Origin of the sequence: Chroococcidiopsis thermalis PCC 7203 (assembly GCF_000317125.1) — a bacterium.
GTDB classification, from domain to species: domain Bacteria; phylum Cyanobacteriota; class Cyanobacteriia; order Cyanobacteriales; family Chroococcidiopsidaceae; genus Chroococcidiopsis; species Chroococcidiopsis thermalis.
Genome location: NC_019695.1, coordinates 4,060,997 through 4,077,552, shown reverse-complemented (window position 1 = coordinate 4,077,552; position 16,556 = coordinate 4,060,997). Strand labels below are relative to the sequence as shown.

Annotated in this window: 14 protein-coding genes; 2 read left to right on the top strand and 12 right to left on the bottom strand. The window is 46.1% G+C overall.

Annotated elements, in window-relative coordinates:
• Positions 1-9: 9 nt before the first annotated feature.
• The 7 genes from CHRO_RS17835 to CHRO_RS17810 form a co-directional block, all read right to left on the bottom strand.
• Positions 10-2,679, bottom strand: a complete 2,670-nt coding sequence (locus CHRO_RS17835) for a TonB-dependent siderophore receptor (protein WP_015155632.1) — start codon at positions 2,677-2,679, stop codon at positions 10-12.
• 105 nt (positions 2,680-2,784) lie between these two features.
• Positions 2,785-4,110, bottom strand: a complete 1,326-nt coding sequence (locus tag CHRO_RS17830) for an MFS transporter (protein WP_015155631.1) — start codon at positions 4,108-4,110, stop codon at positions 2,785-2,787.
• A 1-nt stretch (position 4,111) separates the two neighbouring features.
• A complete protein-coding gene (locus tag CHRO_RS32465; RefSeq protein WP_181245325.1) occupies positions 4,112-4,249 on the bottom strand; it encodes a hypothetical protein in 138 nt (45 codons plus the stop codon).
• 133 nt (positions 4,250-4,382) lie between these two features.
• Positions 4,383-5,384: an AraC family transcriptional regulator gene (locus CHRO_RS17825; RefSeq protein WP_015155630.1), complete on the bottom strand. Its 1,002-nt coding sequence runs from the start codon at positions 5,382-5,384 to the stop codon at positions 4,383-4,385.
• A 61-nt stretch (positions 5,385-5,445) separates the two neighbouring features.
• Positions 5,446-6,273, bottom strand: a complete 828-nt coding sequence (locus CHRO_RS17820; protein WP_015155629.1) for an ABC transporter ATP-binding protein — start codon at positions 6,271-6,273, stop codon at positions 5,446-5,448.
• Positions 6,274-6,278: 5 nt separating this feature from the next.
• Complete coding sequence (locus CHRO_RS17815) at positions 6,279-7,319, bottom strand: FecCD family ABC transporter permease (protein ID WP_015155628.1); 1,041 nt, start codon at positions 7,317-7,319, stop codon at positions 6,279-6,281.
• Positions 7,316-8,347 carry a FecCD family ABC transporter permease gene (locus CHRO_RS17810; RefSeq protein WP_015155627.1) on the bottom strand — a complete coding sequence of 344 codons (1,032 nt, stop codon included), beginning with the start codon at positions 8,345-8,347 and terminating at the stop codon, positions 7,316-7,318. The genes CHRO_RS17815 and CHRO_RS17810 overlap by 4 nt, the downstream gene beginning before the upstream one ends.
• Positions 8,348-8,643: 296 nt before the next feature.
• Here CHRO_RS17810 and CHRO_RS17805 point away from each other — a divergent pair, with 296 nt between their 5' ends.
• The gene (locus CHRO_RS17805; protein ID WP_015155626.1) at positions 8,644-9,063 is read left to right on the top strand and encodes a XisH family protein; all 420 of its coding nucleotides are present in this window, start codon (positions 8,644-8,646) and stop codon (positions 9,061-9,063) included.
• The gene (locus CHRO_RS17800) at positions 9,051-9,398 is read left to right on the top strand and encodes a XisI protein (protein WP_015155625.1); all 348 of its coding nucleotides are present in this window, start codon (positions 9,051-9,053) and stop codon (positions 9,396-9,398) included. The genes CHRO_RS17805 and CHRO_RS17800 overlap by 13 nt, the downstream gene beginning before the upstream one ends.
• 68 nt (positions 9,399-9,466) lie before the next feature.
• On the opposite strand, the gene CHRO_RS17795 is transcribed toward CHRO_RS17800, so the two are convergent.
• The 5 genes from CHRO_RS17795 to CHRO_RS30630 form a co-directional block, all read right to left on the bottom strand.
• A complete protein-coding gene (locus CHRO_RS17795) occupies positions 9,467-10,426 on the bottom strand; it encodes an iron-siderophore ABC transporter substrate-binding protein (protein ID WP_015155624.1) in 960 nt (319 codons plus the stop codon).
• Positions 10,427-10,441: 15 nt separating this feature from the next.
• Positions 10,442-13,201, bottom strand: a complete 2,760-nt coding sequence (locus tag CHRO_RS17790) for a TonB-dependent siderophore receptor (RefSeq protein WP_015155623.1) — start codon at positions 13,199-13,201, stop codon at positions 10,442-10,444.
• A 181-nt stretch (positions 13,202-13,382) separates the two neighbouring features.
• On the bottom strand, positions 13,383-14,375 hold the full coding sequence (locus CHRO_RS17785; protein ID WP_015155622.1) for a helix-turn-helix transcriptional regulator: 993 nt from the start codon (positions 14,373-14,375) through the stop codon (positions 13,383-13,385).
• Positions 14,376-14,466: 91 nt separating this feature from the next.
• Entirely contained in the window at positions 14,467-16,260 is a 1,794-nt protein-coding gene (locus tag CHRO_RS17780; RefSeq protein WP_015155621.1) for an ABC transporter ATP-binding protein, read from the bottom strand.
• Positions 16,261-16,287: 27 nt separating this feature from the next.
• Positions 16,288-16,533 (bottom strand): DUF1636 family protein, encoded by a 246-nt coding sequence (locus tag CHRO_RS30630; protein WP_015155620.1) that lies wholly within the window; start codon positions 16,531-16,533, stop codon positions 16,288-16,290.
• Between the last annotated feature and the right edge of the window lie 23 nt (positions 16,534-16,556).

Below are 16,556 nucleotides of genomic sequence, written 5' to 3'. Positions count from 1 at the left end.
GCTAACTCATCAAAACTCCCATGAAATCGTTCCTTGAACGGTGAAAGGCTCGCCAGGAGGAATGTTTCTTCTGTTCTGCACGCCCACAAAATATTCGACATCAAACAGGTTTTTGAAATTCAATACTGCTTTGAAGCTTTCTTTTTCGTAGTAGATGGCAGCATCGACACGAGTATAACCAGGCACTTCAAACGAGTTATTTAAATCTCCCTGGCGACTATCAACATAAAAGATACCTGCACCAAATCCCAATCCTTCCAAAGAGCCTTTCTGAATTCTATAAGTTGTCCATAGGCTAGCAGTATTAAACGGAACGTTGTTGAGGCGATTACCCACTTCATAGGTGTTATCTTCTGTAATTTCAGCATCGGTGTAAGCGTAGGAAGCAATAATGTTCCAACCAGGTAAAATTTCCCCAGCAAGATCGAATTCAATCCCGCGACTGCGTTGTTCTCCTACCTGAATTGATAAATCTGGATCGCTAGGATCTTCCGTGAGAACGTTACTTTTTGTAATTTCATAGGCTGCTAGAGTGGAAGAAAGGCGATTATCCAAAAAATTGGCTTTTACACCCACTTCGTACTGAGTGCCTCGTTCTGGTTTAGCAGCACCGCCACCAGTAATTCTGCCAGCCTGCGGCACGAAGGCGCGGCTATAGTTGGCATAAAGAGAAACGGCTTCACTCGGTTGGTAAACAATCCCCGCTCTTGGGGAAAACTCGCTAGCTTCGGAACTGCTGCTGGAAGAATCTCTATAGCTTTCCTCAGCGTCGTAGCTATCAAATCTACCACCTAGCACGAGTTTGAGATTATCGAGTAGTGCAATCTGGTCTTGCAGATAAACTCCAATCGTGTTTGCCCTCGTGTTGCCATTGCTACCAGGTTGGTCTTGAAAATCGATTGGTGGGAAGTCGTAGCTTGGGTTAAATATATCAATAACGGCAGCATCTTCAGCGCTCTGCTGATCGAAATTGACCCCAGTTTGTCTCGCCAGTTCTAGACCAAGCAAAACTGTGTGCGCGACTGTACCAGTATTAAATTTGCCAATTAAGTCAGTTTGTAACGTGTAAGTTTCGTATAGTTCGCGACCGAAAGAAGCGAACAGAGGTAAAAGCTGTTCCCCAAATTCCAAGCCACCGCTAGATTCTAGCGAGTTATAAATTTTTTTAGCTCTAGTGAACCGCAAGGCGTTGCGAAGTGACAGGTTTTGATTAAACCGATGATCCAGGTAGAGATAGGCTCGCTGTTCTTCAATCTCGTAGCGGCGGCGGGGGTCGCCTAAAAATCGGGTGAAGGGAATATCAGCTGGCTCGTCCCCGACAGCAACTAACCCTCGGTCGATCGGTCGCTTGTCATGAAAGTATTCGCCTTCTAGCGTTAGGGTGGTGTTAGCTCCAATTTGCCAGGTGAGTACGGGAGCAATGAAAAATCGCTCTGCTTCCACGCGATCGCGAAAGCTCTCGGTATTTTCATAGGCAACGTTCAACCGATAAGCCAAAGTTTTATCTGAGTTGAGCGGACTGGAAAAATCCAAAGTCGGACGATAGAAGTCATAGCTTCCTGCCGTAAACTCGACTTTGTAGAAAGGATCGGGCAGTGGTCTTTTTGTTACCTGGTTGATGAGTCCGCCAGGTTCTGCTTGTCCAAACAGCACTGAGGCTGGTCCTTTCAACACTTCAATCCGTTCGAGGTTTGCCGTTTCAGGGATAGAGCGAGTAGCAAATCCTTCCTCTAGACCATTTTTGAATTGATTGACAGTGAAACCTCGGGCGTTAAATGTTACACCTTGAGCGCCAGAGTCTAGCGAAAAGTTGACACCACTGACATTACGTACTGCCTCTTCAAGGCGAACTACTCCTTGATCTTCTAGCACCTGCTGGGGGATTACTTGAATATTTGCCGGAATGTCTCGCAGTGGCGTGTCAGTTTTGGTCGCAGTCGAAGCATCTGGTGCGCTATATCCTTCTCGATCGCCCGTCACCACGATTTCTTGTTCTTCATCTCCCTCAGCCATTGCTGGTGGCTGTTGGACACCTTCTGGGGTAACATTATCCATCTCTGGTGTTGCTTCTGGTTCTATTTCGCTTTCTGGCTTTACCGTCTGGGGTACATTTGGCGGTGGTGTCGGTTGTTGCGCTGTCGGAGCAGTGGGGGCAGTTAAGCCCAGAACCAAAGCACTATCGCGCTGTACTATGTTTGACGAAGGCACGCCCGTTTTTCCAATCACCGTGACTCGGACGCTATCAGCAGCAGGTTGGGTGACAGTGACGGTAGTAATTCCTGCTACTGGGTTGTCAGTACGGAAAGTTTTATTTTCTGGCAGTGCTAGCCGAGCATTTAAGATGTTGGCAACATAAGTGCGATCGTAACTAGAGGACAATACGCGCATCTGTTGCTCGCCAGAAGTTTCTAAAATTACCTCCACGCCTTGAGCAGTGGGATTAACTTTGACTCCAGTTACTTGCACGACTTCTGATGCATCTTTGAAAGTCGATCCATTTGGTAGTGTTGGCGCTTGGACTAGCATTTGGGCGCTAGTCATGGGACGTTCTATTTCACTTAGTTGCCGAATTTTGCTGCTAGATGTGTCTCGTACTTCCCCAGCAATCGCAGAAATTGTGACTAACACCCAAACCGAATTTGCCATCAACAGAATTGAAATTAATTTTTGTAGCTGCATAATTTGCCTCACACCTCATTTTGAACGGCGATCGCGACAGAATAGATCGCCCAAAAATTTATCCAATCGCTCTTTCCCATCCAAAATCTAAAATCTAAAATGGGATTAGCTGGTACTTGCTTCGCAATCTGGCAATCTCCCTTCAACATCGCGCAGCACTGGAAAAGCATAACTACCCAAACAAATCAGCACGACGATAAAAGAGAATAGGCTAAATTGCACTGCCATGCCGCTCCCCGTACCCGTACCGAATATGCTGCCAAAGATAGGAGCTAGCATTCCTCCCGATCGCATTGCAGGTTCAAAGAATCGATCGGCAAGCGGTCCTGAAATCAACAATCCCAAAGGAACAACTAATCCGCTAAACAGCGAACTAGCAGCAAAAACACGTCCCTGAGTGGCTGGCTCCACTTTAGACAGCCAGATGGCATCTTCACAGCTATTCGCCAAAGGCTTAAATAAACCCGCACAAAAGTTGGTTCCAATCCAGAGAGTAGGCGATCGCAAGACTCCTAGCATTGTCTCAAAGCCAAAGACGAAGGCTCGACCGATTAACAGTCCGTGAATGCGCCGTCTCGGTCCACCCCAAAACATCAGCAATATACCGCCAATTAAGCCGCCAAGTCCCACCGCTCCACTCACCATCCCCAATACAGCCGTGTTGTTGTTGCTTCGTGCCAAAATCATCGGTTCGCCCACAGCAGAAGCGGTGTCGAAGAAAATGAAACTCAAGGAAAAAAGTTGCAATGCCATGAGGCTGGGACGTTGCCAGAGATAGCGAAATCCAATGGTCAACTCTTGCCAAGCAGCTGCTAAATTCGACTCTTTCTGCTCTATTTCTCTGTGTGGTTGAGAAATTCGTACCAGTGCCAGCGTGCCGACTGCAATGGCAAATGTAGCCAAATCGACTGATAAAATACCGATTAATCCCACAATGGGATACAATACGCCTGCCAATGCTGGAGCTATGACACCAGAGCCAAAGGTTCTAATCGATCCCATTGCACCGACTCTGACATAGTGTTGTTGAGAGACAAGTAGAGCTTGAGAGGCAGAGAAGGCTAATCCATGAAGGTAGCCGAATAAGCCGTTGACTACAGCGATAATATATAGATGCCAAATAGCTAGCTGGTTAGTAAAAAATAAAATCAAAATCGTGACAGTAGAAAGTGCGGCAACGGTATCGCCGCCAATCATAATGAATTTGCGATTGTAGCGATCGACCAAAACCCCTGCAAAGATTGAGGCGATTAAAACTGGAACTTCTGTAAAAAAGGCAATGAGAGAAAGTGGAGTGGCTTCGCCTGTTTGCTGCCATGCCCAAATGGTAAGAGCAAAGCTAGTCATGTTAGAACCAATTAGAGAGGCGCTTTGACCTAGCCAGATGAAAGTAAAGGTGCGTAGACTTTTGGGTTGTTGCTCTAGTACCATATCAATTTGCCTGAGCCAGTTTCTGCTTCATGCGGGCAAGGCGAGCGCTACCAGTAAAAGCGAGTTGAGCCATCGACCGAAACACCAAAACCTCATCTTCAAGCTGCTGCTCACGCCATAAATTGAGAATTAGTTTCAAATAGATTACAAGGATATGCCAACCATTTGGAAGTATTTCACTTCTTCCAAACGGAACTTTTCTTGTTCTAAACGGAATTTTTAGATGAATTGCCGCGTGACAGAGGCGATCGCCTGTGCAAAAAAAAGATAGTCTAAAAAAATACCTGACGGCGATTGGTAGCAAGATACGTGCTAGGATTCACGCCAAACTTCTTGCGAAATGCAGCATGAAACGAACTGGGACTAGCATAGCCAACAGAACGGGCAACTTCCCGAACACTCATGCTTTGCGCTTCCAGCATTTGTCTAGCTCGATTCATGCGGTAGTCGTGCAAATAGCCAAATACGGTTGTGCCAAAACAGGCGCGAAATCCTCGCTTTAAAGTGCAGTCATTTATACCGACTTGACGTGCTAATTCTAATAGCGAGGGAGGATGCTCGGCGTGTTGAATCAAAATCTCCTTAGCTTGGTGAATGCGATCGATATCATCCGCTTGCAGCTTAACTGGCGATTTTGCTGGCTGTGTCATCACCGCATCGAGATATAATGCCAAAATTTCCACGCATTTGCTCTCTAAATAAAGCTGCTTTGTCAAGCCTTGGTAAGGACAATTGAGAATTTGCTCCAACACGAGCTGCATGGCAGGAGTTGTTGTTTGTAGTGATGAAAAGGGTAAACTCTCATCACCCTCAGCCATACGTTGCAAGTCAGGCGGTAACAGATGAAAGCGATCGCCTACTAAAGTCTTAAATAATTCCGGCTCTAGATGAAGATCGACTTCTAATCTGGGATCGCGGGCAAGATCTAAACTTTCACCACCAGGCATAAACATCCCAGCTACATAATGCCGTCCCGCCGTAACGTAAGAGCCGTTCCAAAACTTGAAGGTCGATGAAAGGTTGAAGATCCACTCCATACAGCCTGTTTCATACGGTTGTCCGTCTACGGTAATTACATCTTCATGAAATGTATAGCGATGAAGCGTGAGATCGATGCCGTTACGTAGACCGATATTCCGCTTGTAACCCTTGGCAAGCTGTGCGGGATACTCAGCGATCGCATCAGAATTATCCAAAGGGTCTAGATTGCGAGTATGTTGCCAACTTTCGTCCCAGAGTTCGAGCCAACTTGTTGATGAGAGGATAATGCTCATTTGATGACTGGTATGTTTTAGTTAGTGCGATCGGGAAAAAGTAGACGATTTAGCTATATTTTTAGTCAAATTGCAAGTCGGAAGATTTTGTTTGTAATTTCCTTTCCCCCTTACGTCCTATCGGTACGCACAACGGTGTTTTCACCACTGGGTCAGGCACAATCCGACACTCTAAGCCAAACACTTCTCGCACCATTTCCTCAGTCATGACCTGCTGTGGCGCTCCAGCCGCAAAAATTCGACCATCTTTGACAGCAACTAAATAATCGGCATAACGACACGCTTGATTTAAGTCGTGCAATACCATCACAATTGTCCGTTCCTGGATCTGGTTCAACTCGTACAATAAATCTAAAACTTCTACCTGGTGGGCTAAATCGAGAAAAGTCGTTGGCTCGTCCAAAAGTAAAATCTCCGTATCTTGTGCTAGCGCCATTGCAATCCAAGCTCGCTGTCGTTGTCCGCCAGATAAAGTATCGAGCGATCGCTCTGCCAGATTTAGCAAATCTGTAATCGAGAGCGCCTGTTGGACGATTTTCTCATCTTGTACCGACCACTGCTGCAACCAATTTTGATAAGGATAACGCCCTTGCGCTACCAAATCTCGCACTGTTAATCCTTCTGGTGCAACTGGACCTTGAGGTAAAATCCCTAACTGCTGGGCTACCTCCTTAGTGGAAAGCTGCAAAATTGAAGTGCTATTGAGATAAACTGCACCACCAATGGGTTTGAGCAATCTTGCCAGTCCCCTTAACAACGTTGATTTACCACAGCCGTTTGCACCGACTAACGCCGTAATTTGTCCAGTTGGAATTGCCAAATTTAAGTCACGCACAATCGGCGCACCGTCGTAAGCAAGAGAGAGATTTTTGGTAGACAATCCTTTCATCAGCTTTATTTTTGACGATGGCGAATTAATAAATAGAGAAAATAAGGAGCGCCGATAGCAGCAGTCACCACTCCACAAGGCAGTTCGAGCGGTGCAAACAAAGTTCGTCCGAGCAAATCTGCCAAAACCACAATAATTCCCCCCAACAGTGCTGATGTTGGAATTAACCCTTGATGGTTTGTCCCTACCAACTGTCTACCTAAATGAGGTGCGATTAAACCAACAAAGCCAATCGTGCCAGCAGTGGCGACTCCTGCACCCGCTAAGGCTACACCGACTAACACCAGCATTCCGCGCTGCCATTCCACGCGACTGCCTAAACCTTTGGCAACATCATCTCCCAAGTTCAATGCATTCAAATGTCTGGAATTTGTCAACGCTAGCGGTACGAAAATAATTAACCAAGGCAAGAAAGAAAAGACTTGTTCCCAAGTTCGTCCGTAGACGCTGCCAGCCAACCAAACTAAAGCACTACTCACGTCATCAATTTGCCCAAACGTAATCAGCAAACTAGTAAAAGCACCAGCGATCGCCGATAAACCAACGCCGATTAAAATTAACAGAATCGGCGAACTACCGTTGTTCCAAGCCAGCGAGTAAATTAAAACAGCCATTAGTAAAGCACCGGCAAAAGCTGATAAGGGCAAGGTGTAAATGGGTGCTGCCGGAAATAGGACAATAACCGTCACGGCTGCCAGACTTGCCCCTGCATTGATGCCAATAATACTAGGGTCAGCCAAAGGATTGCGGGTCAAACTTTGAAAGATCGTGCCGGAAATGGCAAATGCTACACCTACCATCAAAGCAACCAGCGTGCGGGGTAGACGTAGGACGTTAATGACGAAATTATGGTCTGGGTTTCCCGTATCCAAACCCAACAGAGTTTTAACGATATCTAACGGCGCGATCGGATATTCACCCCGTCCTACATTTATCACCATCCCCACCAAGGCGATCGCCCCTAAACACAGTAGCACTGGTGGAACGCGGCGATCGAGTCGAAAGGAGAGCGACTGCGAGCGGATGACTAGCCAATCCAACTTCATTTTTTCACCTTTGACTTAGCCAAGTAGACAAAAAAGGGAGCGCCAACTACTGCTGTCATCACCCCTACGGGTAATTCTTGCGGCTTGAGTAAGACACGCGCTGCTACATCTGCCACCAAGAGTAAAGTTGCCCCTGCAACTGCTGCATAAAGTAAAATCCAACGGTAATCGGTGGGAATAAAAAATCTCACCATGTGAGGAACGACTAAGCCGATAAAGCCAATTGGTCCGGCTAGCGCCACCGAGCTTCCTGCCAGTAAAACCACGCCGATCGCCGTAACAATCTTGACCCAAGCAGTCTGTTGACCTAAGCCTTTTGCCACATCTTCACCCAGGCTCATTGTCGTAATTTGTCTACCCAAAGCAAATGCGACGATTAAACCCACTCCAAGAAAAGGTAATACTTGCCATAGAATCTCAGTATCGCGTCCTGCCAGCGAACCAGCTAGCCAAAATCTAATTTCTTCTAGGGTTTGTTGGCTGACAATTAAGATTGCCGTAGTCAGAGAAGAAATCAAAGCCGTCAGCGCCGCACCTGCTACAGTGAGATTCAGTGGCGTAGCTCCTCCCCGTCCCAGAGAACCGAGAAAGTAGACTAAAATTGCCGTGGCTGCTGCACCTAGCATGGCAGCAAGAGTTAAAACGCTCAAGCTAGAACTGCCAAGCAGAAAAATTGTCGCCACTACAGCTAGTGCTGCTCCCGACTCAATCCCTAAAATTCCTGGATCTGCCAAAGGGTTGCGCGTCAAGCCTTGCATTAACGCTCCCGCTACTGCTAGGGAAGAACCGACAAGTAGAGCAATGAGCGATCGCGGTAATCGTACAGTTTGGACGATTAAGTGATTGTAGGAACCATCAAAAGCAGTAAAAGATGCCAAAATCTGAGCTAGAGGTATTTCTGCTGCGCCTAAACTGATGCTGTACAAAAAGCAAACGAGCAAGATGACTAGCCCGACGATTAGACCAACTAAGGGCGATAGTTTGGGCTTGTTCGCTCCTTTAGGTGAGCTGGCGATCGCTTTTGACATTGTCAATTTTTGTCATTGGGAATGCGTAGTTTGACTTATCGAGCTAGAATTTGAACGCTAGTTGCCAACTATTGACAATAATTCTACAGGTAAATGACCGAGCGATGGTTAATTGTTGCCAAATCGCATCCGCCAAAGACTAGCATAAATGCCATTCCGTGCTAGTAAGTCTTTGCGATCGAGTAGGGCGATCGTCTTGATACATCACGTAAATGCAATGACTGTAACGAATCGTCGTGTTGTTTGAAACCTCTGTGATAGGTTAAAAGAGGAAATTTTAAGTTCGATCGTTTGTCGTGGCTGCCAAAGAGCGTTTTCATCAAGTTGTTAAGACGGCTCTTGTTAAGGATGGGTGGAATGTGACTCACGATCCGCTTCAGATTAAAGTAGGCAGTGTAGAGATGGAAATCGACTTAGGAGCAGAACGATTACTCGCAGCGGAGCGAGGAAGTGAAAAGATTGCGGTTGAAGTCAAAAGTTTTCTAGCTAGTGCATCGGCAATTTCAGAGTTTCATACAGCACTGGGGCAGTTTATTAACTATCGAGCAGCACTGCGTCGTGAAGATCCCGATCGCGTTCTCTATTTAGCCGTACCCGATTTTATCTATAACAGCTTCTTTCAACTTGATTTTCCAGTTTCAATGCTGCAAGAAAATCATGTGAAACTGATTGTTTACGATATTCAAATGGAGCAGCTCGTCCTATGGAAAAATTGACAGATAAATTAACGCATTATCAACAAATTGTGCAGCAACTACTAACGGGCTATGCCCAAAGTAAGCCTGCTTACGGCGAGCTTGAAGTTGAAACTATTTTTGATACCCAGAGAAATCATTATCAAATTGTGCATTTGGGTTGGCATCATAAGCGGTGGGTACATCATTGTGTAATGCATCTCGATATTCGGAATGAGAAAATCTGGATTCTCTACAACTCAACGGAGCATGATATTGCAGATGATTTAGTAAATTTAGACGTGCCAAAGCAAGATATTGTGTTAGGTTTTTATCCCCCTTTTATGCGTGAAATGAGTGATTATGCAGTGGGTTAAAAGTAGAAGAATCAAAAGCGCGCTCGCTTCTATTTGCAGACAAACAGAGTGCGATCGTCGGGCATAGTTTAAGGTGTGTTGACGAGGTACTTTTCTAGATCGTCGAGGATAGCATTAATTGCGTAAATATCTGAGCTATGCCAGTGTGTGCCGACAAGATATACTTTATTTTTTTGAACGACTTCGAGTTGTGACCATAAAGGACTTTGTTTGAGCTTATCTAATGTTTTCTTATCGTCTTCTCTTTCCCAAGATGCAAAAAAAAGAACATCTCCATCAAGATCTGATATTTTTTCCTTGGATATATTTTCAATATAGAAGAAATCCCCTCTCTGCGAGCTGGGACGTTGCAGACCAATATCTTTCAATACTGACCCAGAGAAATGCTTTTCTCCATAAGACCAAATACCATATTCTGAAGATGTATTGGCAATAGATACCACCATAGTTTTATGGCGGTCGCCCAAAGCTTGCTTTAGTTTTTCCACTCGTTGCCAATACTTATCTATGAATTGCTGGCTCACTTCTTCTTTGCCCAAAATAGTAGCAAGTTCCTCTAAACTCTCCTGCCAAGGGGGTGAAGGAAAGGGGGTATTGAGTACTACTGTAGGGGCAATATAAGACAACTGTTTGTAAATCCCTTTCAACTGGGAACCAGAAATGATTAGGTCTGGTTTAAGTCTCAAAATCTTTTCTATATTCGGATTATTATAGTCTCCGACAGATTCTACTCGATCTACTTTACCTTGAAGATATTTGGGTATAGGAAAACCTGTAACATAAGCCGATGCAATAGGACGGATACCTAACGCCCAAGTATTTTCAAAACTATTAAGAGTTACTACTCGTTGAGGATGGCGAGGAATGCAGCTGCTACCCATGATATGTTGCACGGTTCGGCAATTCTCAACAGGCTGTTTATCGCTAGCAATATTAGGATCGTGAACTATATTACAAGCCGAAACCAATGTTACCATCGAGATTCCCAAAAATACTAGATAGGCAAAGCGGCGTAAACAGATTTTCATGAATCTAGCGATCGCTCAAAACTGCCAAGAAACCGTTCCTTGGACGGTGAAAGGGTCGCCTCGAAAAACCCTATCTATAGAATAAGCACCTGAATAGTATTCCACATCAAAAAGATTGCGGAAGTTGAGTGCGGCACGAAATGCATCCCGTTCGTAGAAAATAGCCGCATCGGTGCGGAAGTAACTGGGTAGATCGAAAGAATTTTCCAGATCTCCAGGTCGCTCCCCAATATAGGAGAAGCCTAAACCAAATCCCAGACCTTGCAAACTCCCTGTTTGGATTTTGTATGATGTCCAGAGATTAAACATGTGTTCGGGTGCTAAATATAACCGATTACCAACGGGAATCTCAGTGTCTTCTGTGACTTTGGCATCGGTGTAGGCATAACCACCAATAATGTTCCATCCAGGTAGAATTTCGCCCCTAACATCCAATTCAATGCCTTGACTGTTCTGCTCTCCAGTTTGAATCGAAAAGTCAGGATCTTCTGGATCTGTTGACGTGACATTAGAGCGGGTCAAATCGTAGAGGGCAAGGGTTGCCGAAAGTCGGTCGTTGACATCTGCTTTAATGCCCACCTCATACTGCTTGCCGCGCTCTGGCACAAATGGGTCGCCGCTAGCAGATACACCAATACTTGGCGAAAAAGAGCGAGTAAAACTGCCATAGAGCGAAATCGCTGGGATCGGTTGATAGACAATCCCCACACGCGGACTAAATGCTGTATCTGATTGCGTTGTTTCCTCGTCTGCAAATCGATCTAGGGCGCGTTCCTCAAAGAAATCGACCCGTCCGCCTAGCAAAAGTTTCAGATTTTCTGCCAGTGCAATTTGATCTTGGAGATAAATACCGAGCGTATCTCTAGTTGTCAAACTGTCTGTTTCAAGAATACCGGAACGAACAAAGGTTTGATCGAAAACTGGATTGAAGATATCCACCGGAGCGGCAGGACTATCTTGTTCAAAGGTAAGCTCGATTTCATTTCGACTCAAACTGAAGCCAAACAGGAGTTGATGGTCAATCGAACCAGTGCGGAACTCGCCAAGTAGGTCGGTACTGAGGTAGTAGAAATCATAAAACTGGCTACCAACACTAGCAGCTCGATTGAGCGTACGGTTATCTTCAGCTAGGCTTTCGCCAGAGAAACTAGGTGCGCCATCGCGATCGTCATCATCGTAGAATGTGTATCGGAATGCATTACGAAGCTTCCAGTTTTGATTAAATCGATGCTCCAAGCGATATCCAACTCTGCCATTGATGGTTAGGTTATCTGTTTGGGGTCCTGTGGGGTTAAAGCTACGGTCGATCTCCCCGTTGGGATTCGGTAGCACAGTCCCTACAGCTGGCACTCCATAGGGTTGCTGTCCGTTTCGTTCCATAGCGTTGACATCGCCCTCCACAATCAGGTCAGTATTTTGACCCAGGCTGAAGCTCAAAGTAGGAGCGACGAAAAACTCTTGAGATTCGTTAAAGTCAATGAAACTCTCACTATTCCGGTAGGAAGCGATGAAGCGGTAGAGAACCGTTTTGGAATCGTTGAGGGGTCCAGAGAAATCAATTATCCCTTGATAGTCGTCAAACCTGGCAGCACTTACACTCACTTCGTAAAACGGATCGCGCAACGGTTGCTTAGTAACAAAGTTAACAAGACCGCCGATAGAACCTTCTCCAGTTTCACCATATAAGACGGAGGCAGGTCCTTTCAATACCTCTAACCGTTCTATATTGGCAAAGCTACCATCACTACTTATTTGTGGGTCGGGGATGCCGTTGACAAGGAAGTTATTATAAGCGAAGCCTCGGATTGTAAAATAATTTCGAGTCCCCGCAGGACCAGTAATCGGAGCTACGCCACTGACGTTTTCTAATCCATCGGCGATGCTTCGCGCTTGCCGCTCTTGCAGCACTTGTTGCGGTACTATCTGAATTGATGCGGGAATATCGCGCAAGGGCGTGTCAGTTTTGGTTCCTATACTGGCATCGGGGATGCGATAGCCTTCCTGCTCTCCCGTTACCACAATTTCTATTTCCTCTCCCCCTGGCGCTGGCTTAGTTGGCTGTTGAGGCGTGGCTGGCGCTGGTGTTACTTGCTCTGGTTTGGTAGGGGGTTGTGGCTGCGCTGTTTCCCCCTGTGACAAGGGCAGTTGTGGCGGTTGGACTGTAGGATTGACGACTGTAGGATTGACGGGTGCAGATAAATTGAATACCAAAGCGCGATTGCTCTGGACTATTCGCGTCGTAGGTACACCAGTTTTACCAATTACACTGACTCGAATCCCGCTAGCAGTTGGCTGGGTTACAGTCACGGTGGCAATTCCTACTGCCGGATTGTCAGCACGAAACGCTTTTCCCTCTGGTAGTGCTAGCTGGCTATTGGGAATGTTGGCAACAAAGGTTTGACCGTAACTAGAAGTTAAGACTTGTAATGGTTCGCCACTTGTAGTCTCCAAAATCAACTCAATGCCGTTTTTGGTGGGATTTAGGCGAACTCCAGCGATCTGAGTTGGGAGTTGAGAGCCGGTGGCAGAAGGCGATTGGGCAAGCCATTCTGCAACAGTGGTAGCAGGGCGATGCCTTCGGCGGGCTTCGCCAACGCCTTGTTGAGAGTTGGTTGTTAGTCGAGGCTTTGCACTCCCCTCAATTTCCCCTGCGGCTTGCTCTCCTTGGTAAGCAGAAACTTGCGCCCAACTAGGCAAAGCTAACGCACCAACTAAACTTCCCGATACCAGGATCGATCCCAGTCGCATTAAATCCGCAAACCACCAAACGCGCATCTCAATTCCTCACACCTGAAAAAACGCCTTCTTGCCAACTTTTATCGATTGCAGTAAAAGGCAGTGTAGAGAAGTCGATCGCGCTGTGTCTACTCAAAACCGGAAATAGATCCCGAACCGGACATTTTTAGCTCAGTAATTTTGCCCAAATCATGACAATAAATCGCGACCTCAGCAAATCCTATTCTTGAGCCAATTTCTTGCCCATCGCGCATTGTTTGGGAGTCATGCCAAATTTGCGTTTGAAGGCAGCAGCAAAGTGTCCTTGGTTACTGTAGCCACTGCGATGAACTACCTCAGCAACGGTCAAGTTGCCACAGCGCAAAAGCTGTTCTGCCTGGATCAGCCGTTGCTCGGTTAGGTAGCCCCACACAGTTGTGCCAAATAATGCTTGAAAGCCTCGCCGGAGAGTACGATCGCTCACTCCTACTTGCTGCGCCAGTTCTGTCTGTGAGGGTGGTTGTTCTAGGCGCGATCGCAAAATTTCTGCTGCATAGTAAATCCGAGCGATCGTGCTGGGCTTCAGCGATGTCTCTGGTGCAGACTGTCGATCGCACATAATACTACTAAGCTGTAGCGCCATCAACTCAAACACCTTGCCCTGTAAATAGAGCCGCTTGGTTGCCCCCCAAAACGGGCAGTCAACGATCTGCTGCACTACTAATCGCATCGCCTCCGTAGTCTTGGGAGAAAACACCTGCTGCCAGTCGTCGCCGCGTACTAAAGGTTGCAGTTCTGCGGGTAGTTCTCCTGTTGGTGTGGCAAAAAACTGACTCAGTAAGTGTGACTGTATGTGAATATTAACTCCAACCTGGGGTTGGGACTGAGGCAAAAACACCTTCAGGCGGCGTTGAATACCGCTACCACCAACATAACTTTGCTTGGCATCGATTAATACGTGGTTTCCACTATCTTCCACTCCTGATAAAAGCACCTTAAACTGCACCAGATGCCTGTTCTCTGGTACCTTTATTGTCAGATCGCGATAGGTTTCGTGGAAAATACACAGTTCCAAACTAGGATACAGTTTTATGTCCCGACTGTAGCCACTGCCCACCAAGGTTGGTACGCTGTAGATTGTTTCCAGGCGATCTATGGAAGTTACTGGCGGACACTGCTGCTCGGCTTCCATACAAATTTTCTCTACCTCTTGTTCGGTCAGCTCAAGGCTCATAGGAGAATGGGAGATTGCAGTGCAGACTAACGAGAAATAATATCAATAATCTCTATTTGCTGCTGAGAAGTCAAGGAACTTGACAGCGTTATCAAATGCCAGACTGCACTCGCCAAAGACTAGCATAAATGCCATTAAGTGCTAGTAAGTCTTCGTGTTTACCCTGCTCGACAATTTCACCTCGATCCATCACGTAAATCCGATCGCTGTGACGAATTGTGGAAAGGCGGTGAGCGATCGCAATTGTGGTACGGTTTTGAGTAATCTTGGTCAGGGATTTTTGAATTGCGGCTTCAGTCTCGTTGTCTACCGCAGACGTTGCTTCATCTAAAATCAGTATGGGCGGGTCTTTGAGAATCGCACGGGCGATCGCAATTCGCTGTCTTTGTCCGCCAGAAAGCTTCTGTCCCCGTTCTCCCACAATCGTCTCGTACCCTTGCGGCAACTCCACAATAAACTCATGTGCTTCGGCTAATTTGGCAGCATGGACGATCTCTTCGTCGCTGGCTGCTAAGTTACCATAGGCGATGTTTTGAGCTACCGTACCGTGAAACAAAAATACATCTTGGCTCACCCAACCAATGCAACGTCGCAGTTCTCGTAGTTGTAATTCTCGAATATCGACTCCATCAATCCTAATGCGTCCGCTTTGAATTTCGTAAAAGCGCAACAAGAGTTTGACGAGCGTACTTTTCCCCGAACCCGTCGCACCGACAATACCGATATTCGCTCCTGCGGGAATATGCAGCGATAAGTTTTTCAAGATCTTGTGGCGCTCTTTGTAGGCAAAGGCGATATTCTCTATCTGCACTTCACCGCGTACTACTGTTAATGGTAAGGTGCGATCGCCCCCCCCAATCGCGATCGGGGTATCTAACAATCCCATCACCCTACGGATCGAAGCCATTGCTCTTTGATACTCGTCCATAATTTGGCTTAAAGAGGCAAAGGGCCAAAGTAATAGCTGTACGATAAATACCAAGAAACCGTAAGTTCCTACGGTGAGGCGATTGTTTGCTACAGCTATACCACCAAAAAATAGCGTAGCGATAAAACCTACGACAACTAGGAAGCGAATTAACGGATAAAAAGCAGCAGAAAGGGCGATCGCTTTTTTGTTACTACGTCGATAAGCATCGCTTTCATCAAGGACACGGCTGCGCTCGTAGTCTTCGGTAGTAAAGCTTTTAATTGTCGCAATGCCTGAGAGATTGTTGGCTAAACGGCTACTAATAAATCCCGCTTTTTCGCGTACATCTGCATAGCGGGGAGCGAGTTGTTTTTGAAAAACAAATGAACCCCAAAAAATGAAAGGAATCGGCAGAATTGCGAAAGGAGCCACACTAGGAGCAATCAGAATAAACGAGCCACCCACAGCCAAAACAACGGTGAGAAATTGGAGAATTTCTGCTGCGCCAAAATTGAGAAATCTTTCTAATTGATTGATGTCATCGTTGACAATCGAGAGAAGTTCTCCGGTGGAGCGTTCTTCAAAATAGCTCAGTTCTAGTTCTTGTAAATGGCTGTAGGTATCGAGGCGTAATTCGTGTTGGATGGTTTGGGCAAGGTTGCGCCAGAGGCGATCGTACAGAAATTCAAATAGCGATTCTAGGCTCCAAACTAATAGAGTTAATAGGGATAGTATTGCTAGTTGACCAATGATGTTGGTTATGCCAATTTGAGCAATCAGAGAATTCTCTTTTTCTACTACCACATCGACTGCAACACCGATTAGATAGGATGGCGCTAGGTCGCAGAGTTGGTTGAGAATCGTACAGGTGACAGCAATCCAGATTTGAGGACGGTAGTTTTTGGCGTAGCCTAACAATCGTAGAAGTGGATGCTTTTTGGATCGCAAATTAGATGGCGATATATATAATTGCATAAACTCTATTAATGCTGCTGCACTTTCTTATGGTGAAAGATTGACAAACAGATATGTTGGTTTGTCTTGACTAGATACCGATACCACACAGCCTTGAGAGCAAGCCCATAAACATCCAACTGGCTGAATTTCAACTTCATCAGATGAGAATTCTTCACTGCATAAATCGTTGATTCTGTCAAGCAACATAACGCCATCAGCAGGCTGACCTTCTGGTAGTTCTTCAGAGCCACGGTGACAGGATTTGCAGACAAAGAGAACGTGTTTGGACATAGTTTAAAGTGTGTTAACAATGA

Excerpts from the sequence above, each read along its gene's own strand:
- CHRO_RS17825 (WP_015155630.1), bottom strand. The coding sequence starts at position 5,384 with ATGAGCATTATCCTCTCATCAACAAGTTGGCTCGAACTCTGGGACGAA.
- CHRO_RS17820 (WP_015155629.1), bottom strand. The coding sequence starts at position 6,273 with ATGAAAGGATTGTCTACCAAAAATCTCTCTCTTGCTTACGACGGTGCG.
- CHRO_RS30630 (WP_015155620.1), bottom strand. The coding sequence starts at position 16,533 with ATGTCCAAACACGTTCTCTTTGTCTGCAAATCCTGTCACCGTGGCTCT.
- CHRO_RS17815 (WP_015155628.1), bottom strand. The coding sequence starts at position 7,319 with ATGAAGTTGGATTGGCTAGTCATCCGCTCGCAGTCGCTCTCCTTTCGA.
- CHRO_RS17795 (WP_015155624.1), bottom strand. The coding sequence starts at position 10,426 with ATGAAAATCTGTTTACGCCGCTTTGCCTATCTAGTATTTTTGGGAATC.
- CHRO_RS17800 (WP_015155625.1), top strand. The coding sequence starts at position 9,051 with ATGGAAAAATTGACAGATAAATTAACGCATTATCAACAAATTGTGCAG.
- CHRO_RS17830 (WP_015155631.1), bottom strand. The coding sequence starts at position 4,110 with ATGGTACTAGAGCAACAACCCAAAAGTCTACGCACCTTTACTTTCATC.
- CHRO_RS17810 (WP_015155627.1), bottom strand. The coding sequence starts at position 8,347 with ATGTCAAAAGCGATCGCCAGCTCACCTAAAGGAGCGAACAAGCCCAAA.
- CHRO_RS17835 (WP_015155632.1), bottom strand. The coding sequence starts at position 2,679 with ATGCAGCTACAAAAATTAATTTCAATTCTGTTGATGGCAAATTCGGTT.
- CHRO_RS17790 (WP_015155623.1), bottom strand. The coding sequence starts at position 13,201 with ATGCGCGTTTGGTGGTTTGCGGATTTAATGCGACTGGGATCGATCCTG.
- CHRO_RS17780 (WP_015155621.1), bottom strand. The coding sequence starts at position 16,260 with ATGCAATTATATATATCGCCATCTAATTTGCGATCCAAAAAGCATCCA.
- CHRO_RS17785 (WP_015155622.1), bottom strand. The coding sequence starts at position 14,375 with ATGAGCCTTGAGCTGACCGAACAAGAGGTAGAGAAAATTTGTATGGAA.